A 21,166-nucleotide genomic window follows, 5' to 3' on the forward strand; every position below is an offset into this window, starting at 1 on the left:
CAGCATGAGCACTTTTGACCATTTCGTCGGCACCCGCGCGGTTTCCGATCAGCATGCGTTTGATATCGATGCCATGACCGGCTGGATGAGCCGGCATGTGCAGGACTTTGAGGGTCCGCTGCAGGTGGAGATGTTCAAGGGCGGCCAGTCCAACCCCACCTACAAGCTGATCACGCCCGGCCGCAGCTATGTGATGCGCGCCAAACCCGGCCCTGTGGCCAAGCTGCTGCCCTCTGCCCATGCGATCGAGCGCGAGTACCGCGTCATGAAGGGCCTGGCCGGCACCGATGTGCCCGTGCCGCATATGTACGCGCTGTGCGAGGATGAATCCGTCATCGGCCGCGCCTTCTACATCATGGAGTTCATGGAAGGCCGCGTGCTCTGGGACCAGTCCCTGCCCGGCATGACGCCTGCCCAGCGCGCCGAGATCTACGATGAGATGAACCGCGTGATCGCGGCCCTGCACAGCGTGAAGTTTGCCGAGCGCGGCCTGGCAGATTACGGCAAGAGCGGCAATTACTTCGAGCGCCAGATCGGCCGCTGGAGCAAGCAGTATGTGGCCTCCGTCACCCAGCCCATCCCCGAGATGGACAAGCTGATGGAGTGGCTGCCCGCCCATATGCCGGCCAGCGCGCGCGACGAGGGCCGCGTCTCCATCGTGCATGGCGACTATCGCCTGGACAACCTGATGTTCCACCCCACCGAGCCGCGCGTGATTGCCGTGCTGGACTGGGAGCTGTCCACGCTGGGCCATCCGCTGGCCGATTTCAGCTACCACTGCATGAGCTGGCATATCCCTGCCGAGCTGGGCCGCGGCATTGCGGGCCTGGACATTGCGGGCCTGGGTATCCCTGCCGAGCACGATTACATCCAGCGCTACTGCCAGCGCACCGGCATTGCCGATGTGACCACGCTGCAGCGCGACTGGAACTTCTACCTGGCCTACAACATGTTCCGCATCGCGGCCATCCTGCAAGGCATTGCCAAGCGCGTCGAGGCCGGCACGGCCTCCAGCGCCCAGGCCAAGGCCTCGGGCGACACCGCCCGCCCCATGGCCGAGCTGGCCTGGTCCTTCGCTCAGCGCGCCTGACTTTCATCCACCACCACGCAATCAGACCGTCCCACAACAAAAGGAGCACTCATGGACTTCGACTACTCGCCCAAAACCAAGGACCTGCAGCAACGCCTGCTCAAGTTCATGGACGACCACATCTACCCGGCAGAAAAGGAATATGCCGACGAGATGCAGGCCAACACGGCCGCCGGCAAGCGCTGGACGCCGCTGCAAACCATTGAAAAGCTCAAGCCCAAGGCCCAGGCCGCAGGCCTGTGGAATCTGTTCCTGCCCGTGGACAGCGCCGAAGCCTCGGGCTACCACGGCGCGGGCCTGACCAACCAGGAATACGCACCGCTGGCCGAAATCATGGGCCGCGTACCATGGGCTTCCGAAGTCTTCAACTGCTCCGCGCCGGACACCGGCAATATGGAGACCATTGCCCGCTACGGCAGCGCCGAGCTCAAGGAGCGCTGGCTCAAGCCCCTGCTGGAAGGCAAGATCCGCTCGGCCTTCGCCATGACCGAGCCCGAAGTCGCCTCCTCCGACGCCACCAATATCTGCACCCGTATCGAGCGCCAAGGCGACGAATACGTGATCAACGGCCACAAGTGGTGGATCTCGGGTGCCGGCGATCCTCGCTGCCAGGTCTTCATCACCATGGGCAAGACCGACCCCGAAGCGGCCAAGCATTCGCAGCAGAGCATGATCATCATCCCGGCCGACGCCAAGGGCATCCGCATCGCGCGTCCTCTGAACGTGATGGGCTATGACGATGCACCCCACGGCCATATGGAGATGTACTTCGAGAACGTGCGCGTTCCCGTCGGCAACATCCTGCTGGGCGAAGGGCGCGGCTTCGAGATCGCCCAGGGTCGCCTCGGCCCCGGCCGCATTCACCACTGCATGCGACTGATCGGCCTGGCCGAGCGTGCGTTGGAGCTGATGTGCAAGCGCGCCAGCAGCCGCGTGGCCTTCGGCAAGAGCGTGGCCCAACAGACCGTGACGCAGGAGCGCATTGCCGAAGCACGCTGCAAGATCGACATGGCGCGCCTGCTCACGCTCAAGGCAGCCTGGCTGATGGACGTGGCCGGCAACAAGGTGGCCAGGACCGAGATCGCCATGATCAAGGTCGTCGCCCCCAGCATGGCCTGCCAGGTCATCGACTGGGCCATGCAGGTGCACGGCGGCGGCGGCATGTGCGACGACTTCCCGCTGGCCTATGCCTATGCCGCAGCACGCACGCTGCGCTTTGCCGACGGCCCCGACGAGGTGCACCGCAACGCGATTGCCAAGTGGGAGCTGGGCAAATACGGCAGCTACGGCAAGAACGCCGAAGTGCCCATCACGCGCGGCGGCTGAAGCGAGGCAGCAGGAGCACATCGCGCCGCTCCTGCTCCCCGGAAACAAGAACACCCCGTCAGCCACGGCTGCGGGGTGTTCTTGTTTCGAAGGCAGACTTGCTGTCAGCTATCAATAAAGAAGCTTATATCGCCCTATATAAAAAGATTTCAGATATAAAACATAATGAAATTCAATGAATACATGCAATAGAAGCTTCTAAATCAATAGCATCACAGCTAGCGGCACCGGGCCCGGCACCGCACACCCGTACCGGGCTTAGAAGCTCTCCCACTCGCCATCGTCTGCCGTCGCGGCCTTTTGCGGCTGGGGCGCTGCTGCGCTTTTCGCCGGGCTCAGGACCGGATGCTTGCCTGCAGCCGACATTGCGGGGCGCTTGAGCGCAGTTGACTGGGCCCTGACCGGAGCCGAGACCTTGATGGCGGCCCTGGCAGGCGCGGGCTTGAACGTGGCTGACGCCAGGGCCGGAGCGGCCTGCAGGCCGGACTGGGCACCGAGCTTGAAGAAGCTCACCGTCTCGGCCAGCGCAGCGGCCTGGCCGCGCAGCGCATCGGTCGCGGCTGCAGCCTCCTCCACCAGGGCAGCGTTCTGCTGGGTCATCTGATCCATCTGCGTCACGGCCTGCGTGACCTGCTCGATGCCCGAGGTCTGCTGGTGACTGGCCACCGAGATCTCGCCCATGATGTCGGTGACACGGCGCACGCTCATCACGATCTCATCCATGGTCTTGCCGGCCTCGTCGACCTGGGTGCTGCCTTCCTGCACCTTGCTCACGGAGTCGTCGATCAGCTGCTTGATCTGCTTGGCCGCCTCGGCCGAGCGCTGGGCAAGGGTGCGCACTTCGGAGGCCACCACGGCAAAGCCGCGACCCTGGTCGCCCGCACGGGCCGCTTCCACCGCCGCGTTGAGGGCCAGGATATTGGTCTGGAAGGCAATGGAGTCGATCACACCGATGATGTCCACGATCTTGCGCGAGGACTCGTTGATGGCCGACATGGTCTGCACGACCTGGGCCACGGTGGCACCGCCGCGCACGGCTACCTGGGACGCTGCAGACGCCATCTGATTGGCCTGCTGGGCATTGCCGGCGTTCTGCTGCACGGTGGCGGTCAGCTCTTCCATGGAAGCTGCCGTCTGCTCCAGCGAGCTGGCCTGCTCTTCGGTGCGCGAGGACAGATCCTGGTTGCCGCTGGCAATCTGGCTGCTGGCCGAGGCAATCGAGTCCGTGCCCTGGCGCACCTGGCCCACGATGCGCTGCAAGCTTGTGTTCATGTCCTTGAGCGCCTGCAGCAGCTGGCCCACCTCATCGCGGCTTTGCACGGTGATGCTGGCGCTCAGATCGCCAGCGGCCACGGACTGCGCCAGTTGAACGGCCGACTGCAAAGGACGCGAGATGGAACGTGCGATCAGCACCGCCAGCGCCACGCCGATGACGATGGAGCCCAGCAACAGCGCCATCACCCACCAGCGGGCAGCGGCATACAGGTCGTCGCCCGCCTGATTGGTTTCCTCGGTCGCCTGATGGTTGATCTCGCTGAGCGCCTCCAGACGCGTGTTGATGCTGCGGCTGATCTTGAGAGAGTCGCCGCGCAAGATTTCGCTGGCGTCATCGTTGAGCAGCTGGTGCGACAGATCCACCACCTTGGCCGTCTGCACGGCATAGGCCTTGAGCTCCTCGCCGATTTCGGCCAGCAGGGCTCGTTCCTTGTCGGTTCTCACGTACTTGGCATACGACTGCTGATTCTGGACCAGCTCGTCCCAGAGCTTGGGCATGCTCTTGTCATAGACGGCCATTTCCTCGGACGACTGGGCCATCACATGCTGCATGGTCTGCGAGCGATAGCGCTGCAGCTGGTAACGCATGTCCTGCAGATTTCGGGCCGCCGGCAGCCACTGGCGCGCCAGATCGGTGGCCGTGGCATTGACGCGTTCCATCTGGACCAGTCCGTACAGACCCGATACCGCACTGATCAGCAGGATCAGCACAAAAGACACCAGCAGCTTGTTAGCCAGCTTGAGGTTGCGAAAGAAGTTCATGGGGGAATTGGGCGCCTGGGCGACCTGCAAGGTCTGGCACCTGCGAGAGGGGGAATGGGGGAAACAGCCTGAAAAGCGCGTACACACTGCGCGCGCCTGCGAATTCTATGCAGAATTTGTTACTTCGAGTAACGGCATCCATGAATAAAACCGATGGGGGCATCAGGGGCATAGCTGGGCTCAAAAAAACACCCCGATGAAGCACTCAAAAACCCTGTCGAAGGCCATTGCATCCTTACAGCCGTCCGGCATGAGAAAATCAGCCCTTATTTATCAGCAAGAACAACGGATTCACCATGGAAGCAGAACGCGTCAACTCTATCGGCAACACCCTCCAAGATCTGGCCGAGCGCACGGCAGATCTCCGGAGGTATCTTTGACTACGATGCCAAGTACGAACGCCTGCGCACGGTAAACGCCTCGCTGGAAGACCCTGCCGTCTGGAACGACCCCAAGAAGGCACAGGAGCTGGGCAAGGAAAAGAAGTCGCTCGACTCCGTCGTGCTGACACTGGAGAAGCTCACCACCGAACTGGCCGACAATTCCGAGCTGTTCGAGATGAGCAAGGAAGAAGGCGATGATGCCGGCCTTGAAACCATCGAAGCCGAAACCGCCAAGCTCAAGCCGCTGATCGAGGAGCTCGAGTTCCGCCGCATGTTCGGCGGCGAAGCCGATCCGCTCAACTGCTTCATCGACATCCAGGCCGGCGCCGGCGGCACCGAAGCCTGCGACTGGGCCAGCATGCTGCTGCGTCAGTACCTGAAGTACGCCGAACGCAAGGGCTTCAAGGCCACGGTCGAAGAAGAGACTCCGGGCGACGTAGCCGGCATCAAGAGCGCCACCATCAAGGTCGAGGGCGAGTATGCCTACGGCCTGCTGCGCACCGAAACCGGCGTGCACCGCCTGGTGCGCAAGTCGCCCTTCGACAGCTCGGGCGGCCGTCACACCAGCTTTTCCTCGCTGTTCGTCTACCCCGAGATCGATGACTCCATCGAGATCAACATCAATCCGTCCGACGTGCGTACTGACACCTATCGCGCCTCCGGCGCGGGCGGTCAGCACATCAACAAGACCGACTCTGCCGTGCGTCTGACCCACATCCCCACGGGCATCGTGGTGCAGTGCCAGGACGGTCGCTCGCAGCATAGCAACCGGGACGTGGCATGGCAGCGCCTGCGCTCCAGGCTGTACGACTTCGAGATGCGCAAGCGCATGGAAGAACAGCAAAAGCTCGAGGACACCAAGACCGACGTGGGCTGGGGTCACCAGATCCGCTCCTATGTGCTGGACAACAGCCGCATCAAGGACTTGCGCACCAACGTCGAAGTCTCCGCCACCCAGAAGGTGCTGGACGGCGACCTGGATGTGTTTATCGAAGCCTCGCTCAAGCAAGGCCTCTGATCCTAGAAAGGAATCGATATGCTGCAACTGCGTGACGGGCAAGCCCCGGCCACCGCCATTTACCGTGCCGACTACGAGGCCCCGGCCTGGTGGATCGACACGGTGGACCTGACTTTTGATCTGGACCCAGCCAAGACGCGCGTGCTCAGCAAGATGCGCGTGCGCCGCAACCCCGAGGTGCCGGCACAGGCGCTGCGCCTGGACGGCGACGAGCTGAATCTGGCGCGGGTGATGGTCAACGGCGGTGGAACCTCCTTCAAGATGGACGGCGACCAGCTGGTGCTGGAGAACCTGCCCGAGGGCAACGAGCCCGTGGAGCTGGAGATCTTCACCACCTGCGCCCCCATCAAGAACACCAAGCTCATGGGCTTGTATGTGAGCGAGGACACGTTCTTCACGCAGTGCGAGGCAGAAGGCTTCCGCCGCATCACCTACTTCCTGGACCGTCCCGACGTGATGGCCATGTACACCGTCACGCTACGCGCCAGCAAGGCCCAGTATCCGGTGCTGCTGTCCAACGGCAATCTGGTGGAGTCCGGCGACCTGGAGGACGGCCGCCACTTTGCCAAGTGGGTCGATCCGCACAAAAAGCCCAGCTATCTGTTTGCGCTGGTGGCCGGCAACCTGGTGGCCCGCGAGCAGAAGATCAAGAGCCGGGCCGGCCGCGACCACCTGCTGCAGGTCTTTGTGCGCCCCGGCGACCTGGAAAAGACCGAGCACGCCATGAACTCCCTCATGCACTCCGTTGCATGGGACGAGGCCCGCTTTGGCCTGAGCCTGGATCTGGACCGCTTCATGATCGTCGCCACCAGCGACTTCAACATGGGCGCCATGGAGAACAAGGGCCTGAACATCTTCAACACCAAGTATGTTCTGGCCAGCCAGGCCACGGCCACCGACACCGATTACGCCAATATCGAGTCCGTCGTCGGACACGAATACTTCCATAACTGGACGGGTGACCGCGTCACCTGCCGCGACTGGTTCCAGCTCAGCCTCAAGGAAGGCCTGACGGTGTTCCGCGATCAGGAGTTCAGCATGGACATGGCGGGCACGGCTTCGGCCCGTGCCGTCAAGCGCATCGACGATGTGCGCGTGCTGCGCACCGTGCAGTTTCCCGAGGATGCCGGCCCCATGGCGCACCCCGTGCGCCCCGACAGCTATATCGAGATCAACAACTTCTACACGGTCACGATCTACGAAAAAGGCGCGGAAGTCGTGCGCATGCAGCACAACCTGGTCGGCCGCGAAGGCTTTGCCAAGGGCATGAAGCTGTACTTCGAGCGTCATGACGGTCAGGCCGTGACCTGCGATGACTTCTCGCAAGCCATTGCCGACGCCAACCCAGGCTCTGCTCTGGCCCAGCATCTGCAGCAGTTCCGTCGCTGGTACAGCCAGGCCGGCACGCCTGTGCTCAAGGCCGTGGGCCAGTACGATGCCGACGCCCGGACCTATACGCTGACGCTGTCGCAAAGCTGCGCGCCCACCGTGGGTCAGGCCGAGAAACTACCATTCGTCATTCCCGTGCAAATGGGTCTGCTCACCGCCAGCGGCCAGCCCATCGCCCTGCAACTGCAAGGCGAGGATGCGGCCCAGACAGTCACCAGCCGCATGCTGGTGCTGACCGAAGCCGAGCAGCGCTTTGTCTTCAGCAATGTGAGCGAAGCCCCCGTGCCCTCGCTGCTGCGCACCTTCAGCGCCCCCGTGGTGCTGGAGCATGAATTCAGCGATGCCGATCTGCTGACCCTTCTGGCCCATGACAGCGACCCGTTCAACCAATGGGAAGCCAGCCAGCGCCTGGGCCTGCGTTATGCCCTGAAGGCAATCGCTGCCAGCGGCGAAGCCAGTGCCGAAATCCTGCCGGCAGACTTTATCGATGCCATGCGCCGCGTGCTGCGCGACGACAAGCTGGATGCGGCGTTCAAGGATCTGGTGCTAACGCTGCCGTCCGAGAGCTATATCGCCGAGCAGCTGGCGGAGGTGGATCCGCAGCGCGTTCATGCCGTGCGCGAAGCCATGATCTTGCAGCTGGCGACCGCGCTGCAGTCCGAGTGGGAAACCGCCTGGGAGGCCAACCGCGACACCGGTGCCTACCGCCCCGACCATGTCAGCGCCGGCCGCCGTGCTCTTGCAGGCCGCGCCCTGTCCATGCTGTGCCTGCAGGCAGCCCGGACTGGCGACACAGTATGGCCCGGCAAGGCCTACCAGCGCTGCAAGGACGCCGGCAATATGACGGACCGCATGGCCGCCCTCTCCGCCCTGGTCTACAGCGCCAGCCCCCTGGCCGAGCAGGCGCTGCAGCGCTTCCACGCTCTGTTCAAGCAGGACGCACTGGTGCTGGACAAATGGTTTGCGCTGCAGGCTGCCGCAAGCGACCGCGGTGGCGATGTGCTTCCGGCAGTCAAGGCGCTGATGAAGCATGCCGACTTCCAGATCAAGAACCCCAACCGCGCACGCAGCCTGATCTTCAGCTACTGCAACAATGCCGGCGCCTTCCACCGTGCCGATGCGGCGGGCTATGTGTTCTGGGCCGATCGCGTGATCGAGATCGACGGCATCAACCCTCAGGTGGCCTCCCGTCTGGCCCGGGTGATGGACCGCTGGAAAAAGCTGGCCGAGCCCTACCGCTCTGCCGCCCGCGAGGCCATCGCCCGCGTGGCAGCCAAGCCCGATCTGTCCAACGACGTGCGCGAGGTCATCACCCGCGCCCTGGCGGACTGATGGACCTGCACATGCTTGCACGACGCGCGGCTCGGAGCGTGAAGGCCCTTGCCGTTGCTGCGGCGAGCATGTCGCTGAGCACTCAGGCTGCAAAGCCTGATGCGGGATTCGAAGCCCGTTTTGCGCCCCTGTATGCCACTGTCTTCAGCGAAGGCGGCAGCTTCAGCGGGCGAGCCATGAGTGCCGATCTGCAGGCGCTGGAGCCGCTGTTGAACAAGCCGGGGTTCGCTGCACGCGATATCTTCCGGCTCTACTACACACAGGCCAGCGTCTACGCCCGCCGAAGCATGCCCAAAGAGGCAGCCGAAGCAGCGCAGACGGCACTGACAGCTTTGTCCGGCACTCAGGACCCGGAGCTGTCATACGCTCATTTTTTCCTGCGCTACTCAAGCATTCGCTGGCTGGCGGAGGCAGAGCAGCATGAAGCGGCGCTCAAGTGGGTCAAAGCCTTTCAGGCTCAATACCCGCTGCCGCAGATTGCCGGCCTGCCCGCCGAGATGCGCTGGGATGAAGGCGTGAAGCCTGCACGGGCTCTGGATTTCCCGAGCCAGATGCAGATTCTCGGCGTCTATGAGGACGAAGGCTATCTGCTGCATGAGCTGGGACGATTTCGCGAGGCCAGACAGGCCAACGAGCGACTGCTGCCCGTGGCGCGTGAACGCCTCAAAGCCATGGGCAAGCTGCAGCAAATACGCGGCGTACTCACCAATATTGCGCAAAATTGCTATGAGCTGGGCGACCTGAAGCAGGCTGGCGCCTATCTTCAGGAGCGTCTGCAGATTGCGCAGGCAGCGCAAGACCATGACACCGTCTACGACAGCTATTTCCAGCTCATGGTCCTTGCCCATGAGCAAAAGCAGGAACCGCAGGCCCGCCAATGGCTGGCCCGCTATGAACAATACGCGCTGAACCAGAAAGACAGCCAGCAGCAAACCCGTGCAAAGGAATTGCTGGCAGAACTGGAACAACGCAATGCAGGACGTCCTGGCAAGTGATCGTGCCTACCCCTGCTCTCTGTCCATTTCAGATTTGCATCGAATTTCAAGGAGTTGAAACATGAAGAAAAACATCAGCCTGACCCGCTATCTGGTCGAGCAGCAACGCGTGGACGGGCTCATCCCCGGCCAGTTGCGCCTGCTGCTGGAAGTGGTGGCCCGCGCCTGCAAGCGCATCAGCTTTGCCGTGAATAAGGGTGAGCTCGGCGACGTCATGGGCACGGCCGGCAGTGAAAACGTGCAGGGCGAAGTACAGAAAAAGCTGGACATCATCGCCAACGAAACCCTGATCGAAGCCAATGAGTGGGGCGGCCACCTGGCGGCCATGGCTTCGGAAGAAATGGAAGGCATCTATGTGGTGCCCAACCGCTATCCCCAGGGCGAGTACCTGCTGATGTTCGACCCCCTGGACGGCTCGTCCAACATCGACATCAACATGTCCATCGGCACCATCTTCAGCGTGCTCAAGAAGCCTGAAGGCCACCCTGGCGTGCACGACAGCGACTTCATGCAGCCCGGCACCCAGCAAGTGGCTGCCGGCTACTGCATCTACGGCCCCCAGACCACCCTGGTGCTGACCGTGGGCGACGGCGTCTCCATGTTCACCCTGGACCGCGAGCAAGGCTCGTTCGTGCTCATCGAGGAAAACGTCAAGATCCCCGAAGACACCAAGGAATTCGCCATCAACATGTCCAATATGCGCCACTGGGATGCCCCTGTGAAGCGCTACGTGGACGAATGTCTGGCTGGTGCAGACGGCCCGCGCGGCAAGAATTTCAACATGCGCTGGGTCGCGGCCATGGTGGCCGACGTCCACCGCATTCTGTGCCGCGGCGGCATCTTCATGTACCCCTGGGACAAGCGCGAGCCGCAAAAGGCCGGCAAGCTGCGCCTGATGTACGAAGCCAATCCCATGAGCTGGCTTGTCGAGCAGGCCGGAGGCATGGCTACCAACGGCCGTCAGCGCATTCTGGACATTCAGCCAACGCAATTGCACGAGCGCGTGAGCGTCGTCCTCGGCTCCAAGAACGAAGTGGAACGCGTGACCAGCTACCACCTCGAGGCCGATGAAAAAGCGCTATAATCTATAGCTTATCGCCGGTGTAGCTCAGTCGGTAGAGCAGCTCATTCGTAATGAGAAGGTCGGGTGTTCGATTCATCTCTCCGGCACCAAGTCAGTAAAGAAAAGCCCGCTATCTAAACGATAGCGGGCTTTCTTATTTTTTGCTCCGTGTAGCCACCAGTACATAGTTTTCGCGCTTTGAGCACCGGCTGATTCGGCCCCCACCCTGCTTTCGCTTTCAGCTCCTGCTGCTTTTGGGTGTCACGGGTGTCACATTCAAGAGAGTAACTTCTGACATCTACGACCTCGCTTTTTGTAGCAAGCGGCAGACAAAAAACCCACTGGATTAGCAGTGGGCCATATGAGATTTTATTAGGTTGCGACGTGAGGTTTTGTGAAGTCGCAATATTGGGTTTTGCTGCGCAGTTCCCCTCCAGAGGGGGCGCCGGTCGTGTGCTCAAAAACCGGCGCAACTCCTCTTTATTTCTTCTTCAACGGAATCACATAAAACCTCAGCCACAAATCCAGCATCAGTATCGTTGGCAGCGCGATGAACGTTGGAAAGTCAACGATCCGCGAATCGACCTTAGTCAGGCTGGTCATGATCACAAAACCAATGGACAGCGCGGTGACCAAAGTCAACGGCAGAAACCAATACGATGCTTTGTGCTTGCGCTGGCACTGGGAGCAGCGAAAGCTCCATGCTGGGCCAAAATGCAAAATCTTGCTGGCACTCACCCCGTATTCATGACAGTGTGGGCATTTGAGCTTGCGCTTGCGTACAAAAAATACCTGAAACACCAGCATCCAAAAAATCAGGCCACCCACTTTTACACCTCATTCTTTTGTGCATGCAGTCACGGCACCCATAAATTAGTGACATGAAGCAGCGCCAGCCAGCCAGCACTGAACTGACGCCACGAGCGAGGGTGATCAAAATTCACGGACCATCAAAATACGGCTTTTGTGCATATAGCCCTGTGTGTTGGCATTCACCCGTACCTGCCACCAGTCGCCCGCCTGAGGGTGGGTGTAGAAAGACTCTTCTTTATCGACGCGAGCAATGATCGCGCTCTTGCCATCGGGGGCCTTGCGCAGGTTGGTGTAGCCATCAGGGTCGTTGATCACAGCCGTCACCGAGAATGGCCTGCTGGAATACACATCCGCCACGACCTTGCCGTTGTCTGTCAGCACGCCATCGGCAAACACATATTTGTGCTGACCTTGCCGCCCCTCCATCTCAACCACCAGCGACTTATTCAACAGCTGGATCTTGTGAGGCTCATCACAGGTACCAAATGTGGGCGATGAAACCGCCTTGCCTGCGTCCAGCGTGATGACGTTGAACAGCTCCGGGCAAGCTGTGCCACCGATATTGGTGGTAAGCACCAGAACCTTGCCGCCGACATCGTAGGCTTTCCCGATAGAGAGACTGCTATTACCCATCACCCCCGGAATGACGGGCTTGCCATTGAAATGCAGCAGCCGGTTCTCATCCACCGACAAAGTTCCAAACTTGGTTTTCAGATAAGTCTCATAGGCCTGCACCTGCGATGCGGCCAAACCCAACAACACCAGAGCGCCCAGTTTCCAATTCATTTTTTTCATCACATCCTCTCCTTCCTTATTGGTTAACCAATTCACGCAATCAATTCATCGCAAGCGAATGAGTGCCCCAAACTACTGTCGACATACCAGACAGTCTCATTGAACCGAAGTCAAACCAGGCCTTGATTTGGGGCATCAGCCGACTCAGCGCAGCCACGCGCCCCTAGCAGGCTCGCAATGAATCAACCGCCAAAAACTCAGGCCGCCAGTCGCTCAATCGCGATATTGGCGGGCTGCCTGAACAGCAGCAGCTGATTGATGGGAGACTGCATCAGCTCCAGCAGCTTGGGCTTGTACTCGGCAAAGACGCGCTCACCCTGCTGGCCCAGCTTGCCTGCCACCACTTCACGGTTGAGTTGGTTCATCAGCCCCCGATAACTGCCCAGCACCTGCTCATACTTCTGCGAGCCGCTCCACAAAATGGACTGCGCCAGTGAAGGCTTGCCAATACGCGCTGCCAGCAAATGCTCGGCATGCAATGCACCCGGCAAGATATCCACCAATAGATGGATAAAGTCCAGCATCAGCTTGAAGTGCTTGCTCTCGCTACGCTCTGCAGCGCTGGCCTTGACATAACCAGCGATGTTGTCCACCAACGATGTGATGTGATTGCGCTTGCTGCCCAGTTGCGCCAGCAAGGGGGCAGCAACATCGTGAATCTCGGCAGCCAAGGCGCGCTCTCGCAGCAAGTCGCGGGCGTACTCCACGCCGCCCATGTAGTCGCTGATCTTGTCCATATAAAAGACCAGATTTTGCTCATGCTGAGTCAGCGCAATTTCATCGACCGTGTCTTGAATCGCATCGAGCTTGCGACCCAGATACTGCGTTTGCACCACGATGGCACCCACAATCACCACACTGCTGAGCACCTGCGTCGCCATCAGCACGTTTTGCATGCTTTGCACGGCTTGCGCCACATTCTGGGTCGCCGTTGCCACCGATTTCAGCTGCTCGACCACCTCCTTGACTGACTCTACCGAGCGTTCCGTGAACTTCAGGTGCTGAATGACGCCTGTCTTACCACTGCCTTCCGCCCAATAGGCCACGCCGTCGTAAATGACTGCCTGGCCTTTTTGCAAGGCCTCCATCAGCACAGTGCTGATCCTGCTCTCATCCAGCACCCAAATCTTGCTGGCCAAATCTCCGAATGTATGAATCAAAACACATCCCTCTCTAAATACTTTTTGCGCATATATGCAATCTGAATCACCGCTGGCATGGTCACGCGATAGGCCGTACCGGAGAGCATGGGCACCGTCAGCGCCACCCCCAGCACCACGGCAAATGGCCCCGCAAAAGCCGCAGCGCCCAAGCGCGTACCAATGAACTGCGCAGCCATAGGGCCTGCAAAACGCGCCGCCAACCCCGCCCCCAGCGAAGCCAGCATGGCCCCCGCCACATACTCATACAGCAACATGGCTGCAGCACCACCCGTCGCCAATGCAAGGCGCACAGGCGACAGGCCAGCGGCATCCTTGAAGCGCTCCTGCAGGTTGATCTTCTGCAAGAAGTCTGCGCGCTGCGCCTCGTCCATCTTCTCCCAGGCCTTGTCCGCCAAAAATTCGATGAGCTTGGCTTCTTTCTGAACAATCTCCTTGTCCTCAGCACCCAGCTTCACGCCTACGCGCTCGCACACATCGGACAAAATTTCCTCGTACAGCACGCCCGTGCCCCGAAACAGGTTGACCACCGAGTCACCGCCGTACAGCTGCAACTCGCCCGCCACCACCTGCCAGCTCTTGAGCCATTTCTCGGGCGAATCCAAATGCGCGGTAAAGCCAGGGTCCGTCAAGATGCTGCTGGTACGGCGCTTCTCGCCATCGGTGTCATAAATCAGAATTTGCGCCAGATTCGACACATCATCGTTGTCGCACATGGCCAGAAACTTCAGGCCCGGATCTTCACGGTACTTAATTGCCATAGCGGCTTGCCTCTCCCTCAAAAAATCTGTAGTTCATGCGCCACCAGCACTGCGCATTTCGTAGTGCTGGTGGCGATTTTTTTCATCAAACGTCAGGTCACTGCCGCCTTGCGGCCACGCGCTTTCTTGACCGGGACTTCAGCGGCACGCGCTTCGCGCAGGCGGCGCAGCAGCTCGGTCGCCGGTTCGTCGTTGGGGTCTTGCGGCACCAGCTCGCCGCGAAAGGCCTTGGCCAGCAGCGCGGGCGTGAGGCGCTCGGCAGCGGTGCGGGCGGCCTGCAGCCGGGCTTCAAGCCGGTCGGCATAGGCGAACAGGATTTCTACGCGGCGGACGATTTCGGTTTGCTCTTCGGTTGAAGGTACTGCTATCCGCAGTCCTTTCAATGCTGGCATATAAATAGTAGTTACCGTTGTGCCTTGCCCCGACATAGCCAAGAAATCTCTAGAAGCCATCAGCGCATACATCAGGTACTTCGGATTTAACTTCTCGCCACAAACCCAATTTACAAAATGCTGAGATGTAGCCATCTCTCGCCCCATAATCGTTACATAGCCAAACGAAATATCTCGACAAAAACATACCGTTCCCGCTGGCAGCAAACGAGCACTTGAGTTTTCAATACCTAAATTGGTAGGTTGAAGTTTCGTTTCATAAATAACCAATCCATCGGCAGATCGTATATCTTGCAAGCTGATCCACGGAACGTCACCACCATCCCAATATTCGGGCACAGATTTACGCGGCGTATGGCCAGACTCTAAGCGCGCCAAATCAGTTAAGCATTTCCAATTCCATTTACTAGGAATATTTTTTTGCTGCGTCTCAGTAAGAACCACAGGAAAGAAACTGTCAGCAGAAATTTTCGCCTTCTCTGTCAGGCGCCCCGAAGTGGCGGCGGCCAAGACGGACTGGCGGAAGCGTTTGAGCAAGGGGGTGATGCGGGCGAGGCGGTCGTTCAGGGCATCGACACGGGTCAGGACGGTGTCGAGTTTGTCGGCGATGCGGCGTTGTTCACGCTCAGGTGCCAGCGGTAGCTCTTCCAGAAGAAACACATCTTTGGGCACGCGTTTCAAGCCCACGGAGCCTGTCATGGCAACGGTGGCTCTACGTCGAAAATCTTCTGTACTCAGCCAAGCAAGCAAATAACGTTCGTCAATGCCTTGGGCTGGCCGGAAAACACAAAACTCGGAACTACCAGCGCCAATTCCATTGGGGATCGCAGGGACAACACCCGCTTTCCCGTTTTCAAAGCAAGGAGTGACTTTCGCAACAATCACGTCACGCGACTGGAAATGAACATAGGCCTTTTTAATATCGCCCCATATTCGACCCTCATATCCCATGCTGGCGCGAAAATGAGTACCCAGGTATTGCATGGGCGAGAAAGCACATTGCAATGAGTCATCCGCAATCGTTTTGGGATTGAAGGCCGCGATTGCATCGATTGGCGTTTTCGCCCAGCCTTTTGGCAGCGCACTCATTCCGTTCTCTCCCCCAACTCCGCCAAAATCTCCTTCAACTCCTTCAACTCCTTCAGCGCCGCATCCAACTCGCCCGTAATCTCCTGCGCCAGCTCGGCAGGTTCGGGCAAATCCGCTGCATCTTCCACGCAGTCGTCCTTGAGCCAGGCAATGTCCAGGCTATCTTGCTTCTCCGTGCGAATCCATTCGCGCGTGAAGCAGCGCCAGCGGCTTGGTTCACCGCCATCGGTGCGCGGGCTGTTGCCGTTCACGTCTTCGCCATAGGCGGCAATGAAGTCGGCAAAGTGCGCGTCGGTCAGCGGGGTGCGTTTGCCAAACTTGGGGGCGTTGGCGCGCATGTCGTACACCCACACCTCTTGGGTGCTGCCGGTGGCGGCTTCGCCCACTTTTTCAAAGAACAGCACATTGGTTTTCACGCCCTGCGCATAAAAGATGCCGGTGGGCAGGCGCAGCACGGTGTGCAGGCGGCATTTGTCCATCAACGCGCGGCGAATGTCGGCGCCCACGCCGGCTTCAAACAGCACGTTATCGGGCAACACCACGGCGGCGCGGCCACCGTCTTTGAGGTGCTTGATGATGTGCTGCACAAAGGCCAGCTGCTTGTTGCTGGTGGCGTAAGTGAGGTCGTCGCGTGTGGCGCCGCCGCCGCCTTTGGCCGTGCCAAAGGGCGGGTTGCTCAAGATGATGTCGCTCTTGGGCAGGCGCTGGCCGGCGGTGCCCAGCGTGCTGCCCAGGTGAATGGCGCCTTCGGCATCGCCTTCAATGCCGTGCAGCAGGCAGTTCATCAGCGCCAGGCGGCGGGTGTTGGGCACCAGCTCCATGCCGGTGTAGGCCTTGCGGATTTGAAAGGCGCGCTGGGGCTCGGTCAAATCCAGCAGGTCATCGGTTTGGGCGCGAATGGAGCGGTCGGCGGCAATCAAGAAACCTGCGGTGCCGGCGGCCGGGTCTTGAATGGTTTCGCCCACCTGCGGACGCATGACGGCAATCATGGCGTCAATCAGCGGGCGCGGGGTGAAGTACTGGCCTGCGCCGCTTTTAGTTTCACTGGCGTTCTTTTCCAGCAAGCCTTCGTACAAGTCGCCCAGGCCGTCTTTGTCGGTGTCGAACCAGTCGATGCGGTCGAGGTCATTGATGAGCTGCTCCAGGTGGCGCGGCTCGCTCAGGCTGGTTTGGGCATTGGCGTAGATGGCGGCAATGCGGGGGTTGGTGGACTCGGACAGCTGCTGCAGCGTGCGGCGGTAGGTGTTGAGCAGATTGATGCCCGAGAGGTCGCGCAGCTGGTTCCAGCGCGCGTATTCGGGCAGCAGCGGCGCTTTGATGACGCCGGATTCGAGGTTTTCATGCTCCATCTTGATGAAGAGCAGCAGCACGAGTTCGGTGACGTAGTCGCTGTAGTTGATGCCGTCGTCGCGCAGGACGTCGCAAAGGTTCCAGAGTTTCTGGACGATGTCAGAGGTGGTCATACCGAAATAAAGGTTCCGTTATTTTGATAGCTTCTTGCGCTTGCTATTCATGCATTTCAGCATGTTTTATGCATGAAATCTAATGAATACAAGCGCAGCAAGCTATTGTTTTAGATAGCTGTGCTGCAGCTGGCAGCGGTGATGGAATGAGATGGATGCATTGCATGCGATGGGGCGTGAGCATAGTCGCTGCCAGAGGGCTTGCGCCGTAAGTCTGGCTGCGCAAGCCGCTGGTGGTGGCGGTGGGCATGGGTCGTTCAGGCCACTTTTTGCCATAGCGCTTCGGCCAGTTGGGTGACAACGGTATCGAGCTCGCCGCCCAGCACCTTGTCCACCTGCTTGGTGCCGCCTTGCTGGCGGAAGGCTTCGTTCAGGAAGTTGCTGTCCACCACGGTTTCGTGTTTGAGCTGTTTGGCAATGCGGTCTAGCCAACTGCGTTGCGCTGTGGTCCAGCTGCGCAGGCTGTAGATGCGCTGCATGGCGCGATTGACGCGATCTTCAAAAGGCAGCAAGGCCTCGCCCAACGCGGCTTTGCGAATGTGGGCAACGATGCCGGCGGCAATGTCCTGGTTGCTCTGGTTGCGCCAGGCGGCCTTGAGGGCCGCTTCTGAAAAACCTGCACCGTCGAGCAGCAGGCGCACTTCGCGCAGCAGCTCACGCGTGAGGTCTTTGGGGCGGTTGACCACTACCGACAGCGCCACCGACTGGTTGAGCTGCTCTTTGATGAAGTGGGCAAAGCCTTCCAGATAGTCCTCGGGCATGGAGTAGCTGCCCCAGTTTTGCTCGCGGGCGACAAGCTCGTCATGGTGGTCAGACAGCACGGGGCGGTAAGCCGTTCCCATGAGTTCTTGCACCTCGCCCAGTTGCTGCAGCAGGCGCGTGTGATTACGCAGAAAGTGGGCGACGGCCTGGGTGCCCTGCTTTTTGGCCATGTCGTGCAGGTGCTTGTGCAACTGGGCCGGGGGTACGCCCCAGCTTTGCTCCAGCTGCTGCAGGCGTTCTTTGAGGGCCGGCTTTTTCTCGGCCTTGTGCGTGGCCTTGCGCAGCACGCGCATGAGCTTTTGGTTGAGCTGGTCGAGCACATCATCGGCATGTTTGCGCTCAGCCGTGCTGCCGGGGGCTGTGTAAGAGGCCGGGTTGTGCAGCTCGTCGATCAACTGATCGATGGTGACCTTGGGGTCTTTGACCAGCGGCTGCATGGTGTTGACGCCCTGCAGTGTGGCGTACAAATCCACCGGGTCGTAGATGCGAAACACGGTTTTGCCAATGTCATCGCAGCGGCGGGTGGCGCGGCCAATCATCTGCTCGTACAAGATGCGCGAGCGCACGCGGCGCATGAAGACGAGGTTGCAAATGCGCGGCACATCAATGCCGGTGGTGAGCAAGTCCACCGTGACCGCCACTTTGGGGTATGCCTCGTTTTTATAGTTGCGAATCATCTGGCTGACCTTGTCGGTCTTGCCGGTGATTTTGGCAACGGTGGCCTGGTTGTAGGCGTCGCCATGCAGCTCCTTGAAGGCCTCGCCCAACATGCGCACCACGGTGTCGGCATGGGTGTCGGTGGCGCAGAAGATCATGGTCTTCTCATCGCTGAACGGGTCCAGCTCCTGCGCCAGCTGGTTGCAGATGACGCGGTTGAAGTTGTCGTTGAGCACGGTTTTGTTGAAGCTGGCCACATCAAAGTGCAGCTCGTCCTCCAGCTCAGCCGTGTCGATTTCGCCGGTTTGCAGGTGGATGCTTTCAACGGCATCGCCTTTTTCAAAGTGAATGCCGTTTTGCGTGAGCAGCGTGGTGTAGCGAATGGGCGGCTCGTGGTCGATCAGCCAGTCATCGGCCACAGCTTCGCGATAGCTGTAGGTGTAGATGGGGTGGCCAAAGATGTCGCTGGTGTGCTTGGCCGGCGTGGCGGTGAGGCCTACCTTGAAGGCATCAAAGTAATCGAGCACACGGCGGTAGGTGGAGAGGTACTGGCTGGCGTCGCGCAGTTCCTGCTCGCCTTCGGTCATTTCCTGGTCTAGCGTGTAGCCGCGGTGGGCCTCATCGACGATGACGCAATCGAACCTATCCACGGGCGGCGGGCTGTCACTGTCAAAGATACGCTTGACCATGGCCTGCACGGTAGCGACCTGCACGCGGTCTTCGGCCTCGGTCGCCATGTCGCCCAAATCTGCAATGTTGTAGAGCTTGGACAGGGGCATGTTCTGCTCGAGCAGCATGTCGTCAAAGGCCTCCAGCGCCTGGTCGCCCAGCGCGGTGCGGTCTACCAGAAACAGAATACGTTTGAAACGTTCGGCCTTTAGAAAACGGTAGATCAGGCCAATGATGGTGCGGGTTTTGCCCGTGCCGGTGGCCATGGCCAGCAGGCTGCTGCGCTGACCTTGGGCCAGACATTGCTCCACCGCGCTGATGGCGTTGAGCTGGTAGCTACGCAGGCCCAGATAGGCGGCGGTCTCTGTCTCTAGCTTGCCCTGCGCCTTGGCAATATCGCGCCGCAGCACATCAAGCAACCCCTCTGGCGAATGAAAGCTAGGCAAAGGTCTGGCCAGATTGGCCGTGTGGCGCAGGTCCCGAAACCAGGTGCCGCTGGATTGCTCGTGCTGCCGGACAAATGGTCGGCCGTTGCAGGAGTAGGCAAACGGAATCTGGAACAGAGCGCCCTGCCCGTCTTGCCAGGGCTGGGGCGGCTGCTCATGCTTCCAGGCCGCCTCACAGTCAACAGAGAGCAAAAAACTGCGCGCATAGCGCTCAGCCTGACCGATCTTGCCGGCCACGTTCTGATTAAGGCGCTTTGCCTCCACCACAGCTACAGGCGTGAGGCCAGCAAACAAAACGTAGTCAGCGCTCTGTTGCCCCTTCATCGGCCACTCGGCAATCGCCATGTTCTGGCCCCGCGCCGGTCGTGCGCCCTTGGCATAAGTCTGGGCTACGGTGTCTGCACTCCAGCCTGCGTCGCGCAGCATCTGGTCGATGATGAGGCGCGTGGCTGGCTCATCCATTTGCACCAGACTGGCAGCTTTGCGGGAGCGGCTGCTCCAACTGCGCACGGTTTCTGGGCTGGGGGCTTTCTCAACGGCATCGCTCTTGGCAAGCTCGGCCTTGAGCTGCTCGATAGTGGCGCTTGCCTCCATGGCCAACTGCTCATAAATATCGCGTTCTTGCAGGGCTTTGGCCGCCAGCGCTTTTTCCTGGTCAGCCTGTTGCTGCAGCAATTGCTGCATGGCCTCCTGGTCTGAGCTCAGGGCCTGCGCACTGCTCAGGCGCTCATGCAGTGCCTCCATCTGCTTTTGCAGGTCATAGAGCTTCTGGCTGGGATCATCCGGCAGCAAAAACGGGCCGGCCTTGTAATCTGCATTGCTGCCAAAAGTGCGGTGAAACCAGAGAGCTACTTCGCGGGCGACCTTGAGAGATTCAAGTGCCTCCCGATAGCCAATCGCAGCTCCAACCTCATGCACCGCTTCATTGCCTCGCATGCGCAGCAGGTGAAACATCTGCCGCAACTGCGGGTCCAGCCCCAACTTGGAATCAATGCTGCGAATGAGGTCCGACTGTGTGGATGGCTGCAACTGCGGCTGCAAGCCAATGCGGCCGGCGACCTCTTTGGCAATGGCTTCGGCCAGTAACCTCAGTTTGGCAACACAGCTGGGCGGGTCGTGGGGAAAAATTTTCTCTGCGGCTAAGCCCAACGCTGCCAATGATTTGGAATAAGCGCCCAGAAAAGCGAAATTACTCACCCGCTGCCTCGATTGATATTGGTATAGCGCATATTATGTAACCATGCGTTGCAATATCAAAAATTAATCCCGGCCGGGACAGGAATTAAATTGGAACGTCCTCGGCAGCTGGTCAACGATATTTTTGGATCAAGGAAATAGCGGGGCAGACGAAGGCCTGCCCCCTTACGCGCCACCAAATTGACAGTTTGAAATTGGCTCCATCGACAGTGCAGGCCCATGGACTAAATACCCCGCGCATGTCTAAGACATTGCGGCACAGCACCCCAATAGGCATGGCACATGCTTTTGCTTTTCACTGGCGTTGTTGCATAAATCGTTCTCTACCT

The 21,166-nt window shown here is 59.8% G+C and carries 14 protein-coding genes and 1 tRNA gene; 7 read left to right on the top strand and 8 right to left on the bottom strand.

Going from position 1 to position 21,166, the window contains the following annotated elements; translation table 11 throughout:
* Positions 1-4 precede the first annotated feature (4 nt).
* Both CTATCC11996_RS15555 and CTATCC11996_RS15560 read left to right on the top strand, forming a co-directional pair.
* Positions 5-1,090 carry a phosphotransferase gene (locus CTATCC11996_RS15555; protein WP_003077869.1) on the top strand — a complete coding sequence of 362 codons (1,086 nt, stop codon included), beginning with the start codon at positions 5-7 and terminating at the stop codon, positions 1,088-1,090.
* 51 nt (positions 1,091-1,141) lie between these two features.
* Positions 1,142-2,416, top strand: a complete 1,275-nt coding sequence (locus CTATCC11996_RS15560; RefSeq protein ID WP_003077870.1) for an acyl-CoA dehydrogenase family protein — start codon at positions 1,142-1,144, stop codon at positions 2,414-2,416.
* Between the two features lie 258 nt (positions 2,417-2,674).
* On the opposite strand, the gene CTATCC11996_RS15565 is transcribed toward CTATCC11996_RS15560, so the two are convergent.
* Positions 2,675-4,453, bottom strand: coding sequence for a methyl-accepting chemotaxis protein (locus CTATCC11996_RS15565; RefSeq protein ID WP_034349337.1), 1,779 nt, complete (start codon positions 4,451-4,453; stop codon positions 2,675-2,677).
* Between the two features lie 296 nt (positions 4,454-4,749).
* On the opposite strand from CTATCC11996_RS15565, the gene prfB reads away from it, so the two are divergent.
* The 5 genes from prfB (at position 4,750) to CTATCC11996_RS15590 (ending at position 10,743) form a co-directional block, all read left to right on the top strand.
* Positions 4,750-5,854, top strand: a protein-coding gene (prfB, locus tag CTATCC11996_RS15570) for a peptide chain release factor 2 (protein ID WP_100086375.1) whose coding sequence is annotated in 2 segments (ribosomal slippage) — positions 4,750-4,830 and positions 4,832-5,854 — 1,104 coding nt in all. Because the reading frame shifts where the segments join, the coding sequence is not laid out codon by codon here.
* An 18-nt stretch (positions 5,855-5,872) separates the two neighbouring features.
* Complete coding sequence (gene pepN, locus CTATCC11996_RS15575; protein ID WP_003077874.1) at positions 5,873-8,575, top strand: aminopeptidase N; 2,703 nt, start codon at positions 5,873-5,875, stop codon at positions 8,573-8,575.
* A gap of 11 nt (positions 8,576-8,586) precedes the next feature.
* Positions 8,587-9,570: a hypothetical protein gene (locus CTATCC11996_RS15580; protein ID WP_236597819.1), complete on the top strand. Its 984-nt coding sequence runs from the start codon at positions 8,587-8,589 to the stop codon at positions 9,568-9,570.
* 61 nt (positions 9,571-9,631) lie between these two features.
* A complete protein-coding gene (locus CTATCC11996_RS15585; protein WP_003061245.1) occupies positions 9,632-10,654 on the top strand; it encodes a class 1 fructose-bisphosphatase in 1,023 nt (340 codons plus the stop codon).
* A gap of 13 nt (positions 10,655-10,667) precedes the next feature.
* A tRNA-Thr gene (locus tag CTATCC11996_RS15590) sits at positions 10,668-10,743 on the top strand.
* A 370-nt stretch (positions 10,744-11,113) separates the two neighbouring features.
* Here CTATCC11996_RS15590 and CTATCC11996_RS15595 read toward each other — a convergent pair.
* The 7 genes from CTATCC11996_RS15595 to hsdR all read right to left on the bottom strand — a co-directional run bounded on the left by CTATCC11996_RS15595 (position 11,114) and on the right by hsdR (position 20,837).
* The gene (locus CTATCC11996_RS15595; protein WP_003077878.1) at positions 11,114-11,461 is read right to left on the bottom strand and encodes a hypothetical protein; all 348 of its coding nucleotides are present in this window, start codon (positions 11,459-11,461) and stop codon (positions 11,114-11,116) included.
* 105 nt (positions 11,462-11,566) lie between these two features.
* Positions 11,567-12,241, bottom strand: coding sequence for an SH3 domain-containing protein (locus tag CTATCC11996_RS15600; RefSeq protein WP_003077880.1), 675 nt, complete (start codon positions 12,239-12,241; stop codon positions 11,567-11,569).
* Between the two features lie 197 nt (positions 12,242-12,438).
* A complete protein-coding gene (locus tag CTATCC11996_RS15605; protein WP_050878876.1) occupies positions 12,439-13,380 on the bottom strand; it encodes a hypothetical protein in 942 nt (313 codons plus the stop codon).
* Between the two features lie 17 nt (positions 13,381-13,397).
* Positions 13,398-14,162 (bottom strand): DUF3944 domain-containing protein, encoded by a 765-nt coding sequence (locus CTATCC11996_RS15610; protein WP_003077885.1) that lies wholly within the window; start codon positions 14,160-14,162, stop codon positions 13,398-13,400.
* A gap of 92 nt (positions 14,163-14,254) precedes the next feature.
* Entirely contained in the window at positions 14,255-15,643 is a 1,389-nt protein-coding gene (locus tag CTATCC11996_RS25115) for a restriction endonuclease subunit S (protein ID WP_080569883.1), read from the bottom strand.
* Complete coding sequence (locus tag CTATCC11996_RS15625) at positions 15,640-17,106, bottom strand: class I SAM-dependent DNA methyltransferase (protein ID WP_003077894.1); 1,467 nt, start codon at positions 17,104-17,106, stop codon at positions 15,640-15,642. The genes CTATCC11996_RS25115 and CTATCC11996_RS15625 overlap by 4 nt, the downstream gene beginning before the upstream one ends.
* A gap of 257 nt (positions 17,107-17,363) precedes the next feature.
* The gene (gene hsdR, locus CTATCC11996_RS15630; RefSeq protein ID WP_034349340.1) at positions 17,364-20,837 is read right to left on the bottom strand and encodes a type I restriction-modification system endonuclease; all 3,474 of its coding nucleotides are present in this window, start codon (positions 20,835-20,837) and stop codon (positions 17,364-17,366) included.
* Positions 20,838-21,166 lie beyond the last annotated feature (329 nt).

It is taken from the genome of Comamonas testosteroni ATCC 11996 (assembly GCF_000241525.1).
GTDB lineage: Bacteria > Pseudomonadota > Gammaproteobacteria > Burkholderiales > Burkholderiaceae_C > Comamonas > Comamonas testosteroni.

Bases quoted from the DNA above. Each gene is read 5' to 3' on its own strand.
- CTATCC11996_RS15555 (WP_003077869.1), top strand. From the start codon at position 5: ATGAGCACTTTTGACCATTTCGTCGGCACCCGCGCGGTTTCCGATCAG.
- CTATCC11996_RS15560 (WP_003077870.1), top strand. From the start codon at position 1,142: ATGGACTTCGACTACTCGCCCAAAACCAAGGACCTGCAGCAACGCCTG.
- CTATCC11996_RS15565 (WP_034349337.1), bottom strand. From the start codon at position 4,453: ATGAACTTCTTTCGCAACCTCAAGCTGGCTAACAAGCTGCTGGTGTCT.
- pepN (WP_003077874.1), top strand. From the start codon at position 5,873: ATGCTGCAACTGCGTGACGGGCAAGCCCCGGCCACCGCCATTTACCGT.
- CTATCC11996_RS15580 (WP_236597819.1), top strand. From the start codon at position 8,587: ATGCTTGCACGACGCGCGGCTCGGAGCGTGAAGGCCCTTGCCGTTGCT.
- CTATCC11996_RS15585 (WP_003061245.1), top strand. From the start codon at position 9,632: ATGAAGAAAAACATCAGCCTGACCCGCTATCTGGTCGAGCAGCAACGC.
- CTATCC11996_RS15600 (WP_003077880.1), bottom strand. From the start codon at position 12,241: ATGAAAAAAATGAATTGGAAACTGGGCGCTCTGGTGTTGTTGGGTTTG.
- CTATCC11996_RS15610 (WP_003077885.1), bottom strand. From the start codon at position 14,162: ATGGCAATTAAGTACCGTGAAGATCCGGGCCTGAAGTTTCTGGCCATG.
- CTATCC11996_RS25115 (WP_080569883.1), bottom strand. From the start codon at position 15,643: ATGAGTGCGCTGCCAAAAGGCTGGGCGAAAACGCCAATCGATGCAATC.
- CTATCC11996_RS15625 (WP_003077894.1), bottom strand. From the start codon at position 17,106: ATGACCACCTCTGACATCGTCCAGAAACTCTGGAACCTTTGCGACGTC.